This is a genomic window from Pseudomonas sp. P4_C3 (assembly GCF_056402075.1).
In genome coordinates this window covers 1-4506 of record NZ_JBFUIC010000318.1, presented here as the reverse complement: position 1 = coordinate 4506, position 4506 = coordinate 1, and the positions used below count along the sequence as shown (strand labels likewise).

Genomic DNA, 4506 nt, shown 5'->3' with positions numbered 1-4506 from the left:
GACATACAACGAACCACCTTCGAACTCTTTGGTGTCCATGGTGTTGCGCGCATCCCGCGAACGGTTCGCCGCCACGCGTTCACGTAGCACCGGGGTGGCTTTGATGGTCTTGCCGATGCGCGACGAGACTCGTTTGGCCAGCCCCAGGCTGGGCAACAGCGTGAGAATATTCGACGGTGCCATATGGATCAGGCCGCCAATCCAGTTCAAGGCGATCTGAGTTTTCATCAACTGCGAGGCCACCATGGTCACCACGCGCTTGCACGGGTGGGCCGGTGACAGGCAGCGCATGGGCTCGCGGGCATACGGTGTTCGCGCTGTGCGGTACTGTCCTGGCTCGGCAGCCCCGGCATCCCGCGGGATGCGCATGAACTCGTCAGCCCACTGATCGATCCAGACATCCGGCTCTGGTCGCAGCCCGCGGAAATACGCCTCCCGGTACACCGCTGCACCGTCGGGCATTTCCGCTGACATGGATTAGCTCGCTGCAGTCAAAGAATGGATGAGGTCTGTCGAGGACATCCGTTCGGCATCGTCCAACACCCGACGTAATGCGGCAGTGAGATGCTTCTCGATTTGCCAGTGATCACTCATGGCGGCCAATTCGGGGGCCAACTGTGGCGGCATACCCAGCAACAGATCCCGTAACATCCGCCCGGTCGTGTACGCCGCCGTTTTAACGGCCTCCAACTCGAYGTGGGCGCCACGATTCTTGTGAAACTCGCTCTCGGTCAGGCGTGACTCATAAAACTCGCGATAGGCGCGCGACTCCTGAAAGTCCGGGATGCCCTCGCCGGCCAACGGAGCATGGTGCGAAATAACGGCTAAAGGCTCGTATTCGATCTGGGGGCCCGGGGTATTGCCTTCCGGCCTGCGCTGTATCCGTTCGCGCTCATGTCGCGCCGCCACATTGGCTTTGCTCGGATCCGCAGTGCTGAACAGGAGCCGGTCCGTGGCCTCGACATCCACCATGCCGTCCGCCATCAGAACCAAACGACCGCTCTTGGCCAACTTCGACACATAGGGTTTCGACCAGCCTTGGCGAGCGGCGAACTCCGCTTTGGTGAGTGCTGTCATGTCGATGCCTTACGGTTAACCCGGTGGGGCCGAGAGTTAACCGAGTAAATTAGTCGGTTAACTCCTAGGTTAACCACCTCAAGGCCAGGGCCTGCCTGGCTTTCAGCCAAATTCATGACCGTTTTTTAATCGCTTAGTTAACTCTTGGTTAACTGCCTTAGTTAACCGGGCTGAAAGCCACGGCCCGCCTGACTTTCAGCCGACTCGACAGTTGGCTGAGTTAACCAGGTTAACTCCTTAGTTAACCGCCCTGTAAGCCACAACCCATAAGGCTTTCAGCTAAGTTAACCAAGGGAGTTAACCAGTTAACTAACCCTAGAGGGGTGCCGCTAACGCGTTTGCGCGAGTCTTATGCCCCGTGTTCCTTGGAAGTTGCCAGGGTCCCCGGGCCTCTGCCGTCTGTCGAAATCACTCACTGCGTTTGAAACGGAGGCAGTCGACTAAGAGCATTACTTTGCACGATGAGATCGCTTGTTTACGGCTCATGCGGATATCGCAGCAATCTGGCGGGCAACCTCGTCATGGATCAGTTTGGCAGACCAGGTATGCGCAACGACGTCAGTGCCGGCTTCCAGCATCGCGGCATCACCTTCGACGGGAATGGCAGGCAGATCGGTCAGATCGTTGTAGCTACCGGAGAAGTCCGAAGTCCCACTGCCAATTGCGGCACGCGCAGCCGAGGCGTCAACACTGACCAGCACCGCCTTACCGACATCCGACGCGTCCGTGATGTTGTCCGAGGTGATGTCGCCCGGTGCACTGCCAACATTGCTTGATCCCTTCACTACAGCCTGAAGCACTTGAAAGCCTTCAGTGATGGAGACAGGACTACCATAAGGCTGCCAACCATCGGCGAGGGCCTGTGCCAGCTTGACCGTCAGCTCCTCGGGAGTGTTGGCGACAACGGTTTCGTATTGGGTGTAAGCCATTCTCTAAATCTCACGATTGAATGATTGAGCGGCGAGCGGCTGACATGCACGCGAATCACCACAGTGGATGTGGCTCGTGACGGCGTAGGCCAGCAGGAGCACAAGTGGCAGCGTCCAGGAGCGGCGCTTCACGGCGCCGAATCCGATTTGGGAAACTTGAAGTCAGCGAACCGATCAGCCAGATCGGCGATCTTCTTCACGCCAAGAAAACCGATGAACACCCCGGCAGCCGTGGCGAAGTTCTGCGGTAAGCCGAAGTACTCCAACAGCGGAATCAGTCCAACGGTGATCAGTGTGCAAAGCGAAGCTTCAAGCAGTGCCTGTCGCCGCGAGCCACCGCCATAAATGATCCGCAAAGCACCGACCACGAATGACAATGCTCCGGCGTAGATCGTCGACGCATGCTGTCCCAGCCACGCGAATAGGACCAACCATGTGTCTGGTTTGTCGGGCATGTTTTTCATCCGAATTCCTCCCTTTCGGGGAGCGCAATAGGTCCGGCTCCAGCAGCAGTCCCCGCTTGGAGCGATGGATGTGGCGGTACCGAAAACGAAAAACCCTGCTCGATGGCAGGGCTTGTAAAGGACACAAAAAAACCCGGCTCAATGGTCGGGCTCTTTAAAGGCGTCTCGCTGCGTTGACAGCAACACACGCTGCTATAAAAGCAAATCTATCCCGCGCGGAAAAGGCTTTTTGCAATAAAAGCGAAGCTTTACCCAAATTGGTACGGCCCTTCGAGACAGGCAGAAATCGGCCCAGATGTTGCCGGTCGCGAAACGTTGTTTACAACCCAAGATGAGCAGGAGTGTACCGATTGCGACTTGGGGCATGGAGACTCTCACGAAAATGAAGAGTCCAATTTATCGGTGGGGGCTGGCAGGCGCGAAGGCCTCCAAGAGCAGCTCGCTGTCTTCTTCCTGAGGTAGTGATTGCCTTTCTAGCTTGTCCTGAGCCTGGTAAAACAAACGTGACGTTACGAATCTGTTAGCTGCCAAGCCTAGGGGGCGTAGCGCCAAGCACTCCGAACCGGAGAACCGACCCTGACCTCTGGGGCCTACAGCTCACTCTCCATGCCCCGTTACCGAGACTGCCTTGATTTCAAGGTCTGAACTGGCCAGAGGCCACCCGAGTAGTGCTATCTTCGACAAGAGATAGCTTGGGCTTAGCTGTGACTCTGGATCGCAGGGAAATGGGTAGATCGGTTGGTCGACTAGAAACACTAAACAACATCTGCAATTTACTTATAAAGCAAGGAGCATGGCTTTGTTAGTCGCAAATGAAGGGCTCGAAATTCCTGAGGCAGCAATTAATAGCGCATTGACCAAATTATCATGGAAACTCCTAAAAAGAGAGCTTGATAAATTTCAATGGTATAGAAACCCGCTTGCATTACTAAACGCAATTATGCGGACAGAAACACTTATCAATAGACGCCCGAACGCGGAAAAAACAAGAAAGAGAAAAGAACTATTCGATGACCTCATAGCCTTCATATCTCTTAGACTTGATAAGCCTTTGCTCGACCACTTTAAGAAAATGCTTGAATTCTTTGGCATTGTAGAAACATGCTTTAGTGAAGTATTGAGTTTTGAAGGTGAGCTATCCGCTTTAAAAGATTTAAGCCCAGAAACCAGGCTATGGTCTACTATGACCTGGTTCGTAGGGGATCAAAATCATTTATATAAAAAAGTAGAAGATCAATTTGAGACAGGGACACCAGTACTTATAAACAGTCTTTCAGTAACTGATGCGTACGGTATTCCCGTAGACCCAGAAACTTATCACACGCAACAAGTCGAAGCCTTAGGCTCCGCTATATTGATGGAAGCTTATCGCAATAACTGGTTTAGCTCTGATGGGATTGTAGTAATTCCCGACCGAGTTCCTGTAGATGATGCCGAGGCATTTAAAGCCGGATCAATTCTCTATAATGCAAACATCTGGGCACTCATAGACATCCTACAAGAGCATGTGCGCTACCTAGGTAGAGAACATGATATTAAGGAGGCGCATGAATATGACAATGCCCCCGACAACTTTAAATTTGGAATTGAATTTGGGGAATCCACCGAGGCGCAAATTTTTGACTTCATCGCCGGCCAACGAAATAGCTCTAGGGAATACACAAATTTTTTCTCCATAAACAAGGATCCCACGCTTAATTCATTACTGGACGCGGCCGCAGCAATTAGTGGGTCGAAGACTGTCAAAGACCACTACCATGCTGCATCATCGCTCACTACATTACTAAGCTACAATGTACTTGAAGATGATGCGCTGTATGAAGGGTTAACTTTAAGTGACTGGATTGATGGCTTTTGCTTAATTAGAGAATTTTGTACTGCCATGCTGCCCAAAGCTTCCGAAGGAAAGCCCATGATTTCTGAACTTATCACTTTCAGTCAAGACTCCTTATTAGCTCATCTTCAATCCTCTGGAATGACCAAAGAAAAATCACTTACCTTTGTTAAAAATATAACCTTCCATCGAAAGGCAAGAG

Annotated in this window: 5 protein-coding genes; 1 reads left to right on the top strand and 4 read right to left on the bottom strand. The window is 52.4% G+C overall.

Features of this window, described 5'->3' with window-relative positions; translation table 11 throughout:
* From AC1DVH_RS26610 to AC1DVH_RS26595, 4 genes are all read right to left on the bottom strand, one after another.
* Window positions 1-474 (bottom strand): phage terminase large subunit family protein (locus AC1DVH_RS26610; protein WP_477756303.1); only part of this gene is annotated, 474 nt, incomplete at its 3' end.
* A gap of 3 nt (window positions 475-477) precedes the next feature.
* A complete protein-coding gene (locus tag AC1DVH_RS26605; RefSeq protein WP_477756302.1) occupies window positions 478-1077 on the bottom strand; it encodes a terminase small subunit in 600 nt (199 codons plus the stop codon).
* A gap of 482 nt (window positions 1078-1559) precedes the next feature.
* Window positions 1560-2006 (bottom strand): DUF1737 domain-containing protein, encoded by a 447-nt coding sequence (locus AC1DVH_RS26600; RefSeq protein ID WP_477756301.1) that lies wholly within the window; start codon window positions 2004-2006, stop codon window positions 1560-1562.
* A 128-nt stretch (window positions 2007-2134) separates the two neighbouring features.
* A complete protein-coding gene (locus tag AC1DVH_RS26595; protein ID WP_477756300.1) occupies window positions 2135-2470 on the bottom strand; it encodes a phage holin, lambda family in 336 nt (111 codons plus the stop codon).
* A 793-nt stretch (window positions 2471-3263) separates the two neighbouring features.
* Here AC1DVH_RS26595 and AC1DVH_RS26590 point away from each other — a divergent pair.
* The coding region (locus tag AC1DVH_RS26590) for a hypothetical protein (protein WP_477756299.1) at window positions 3264-4506 on the top strand (1243 nt) is incomplete at its 3' end.

Bases quoted from the DNA above. Each gene is read 5' to 3' on its own strand.
- AC1DVH_RS26600 (WP_477756301.1), bottom strand. From the start codon at position 2,006: ATGGCTTACACCCAATACGAAACCGTTGTCGCCAACACTCCCGAGGAG.
- AC1DVH_RS26595 (WP_477756300.1), bottom strand. From the start codon at position 2,470: ATGAAAAACATGCCCGACAAACCAGACACATGGTTGGTCCTATTCGCG.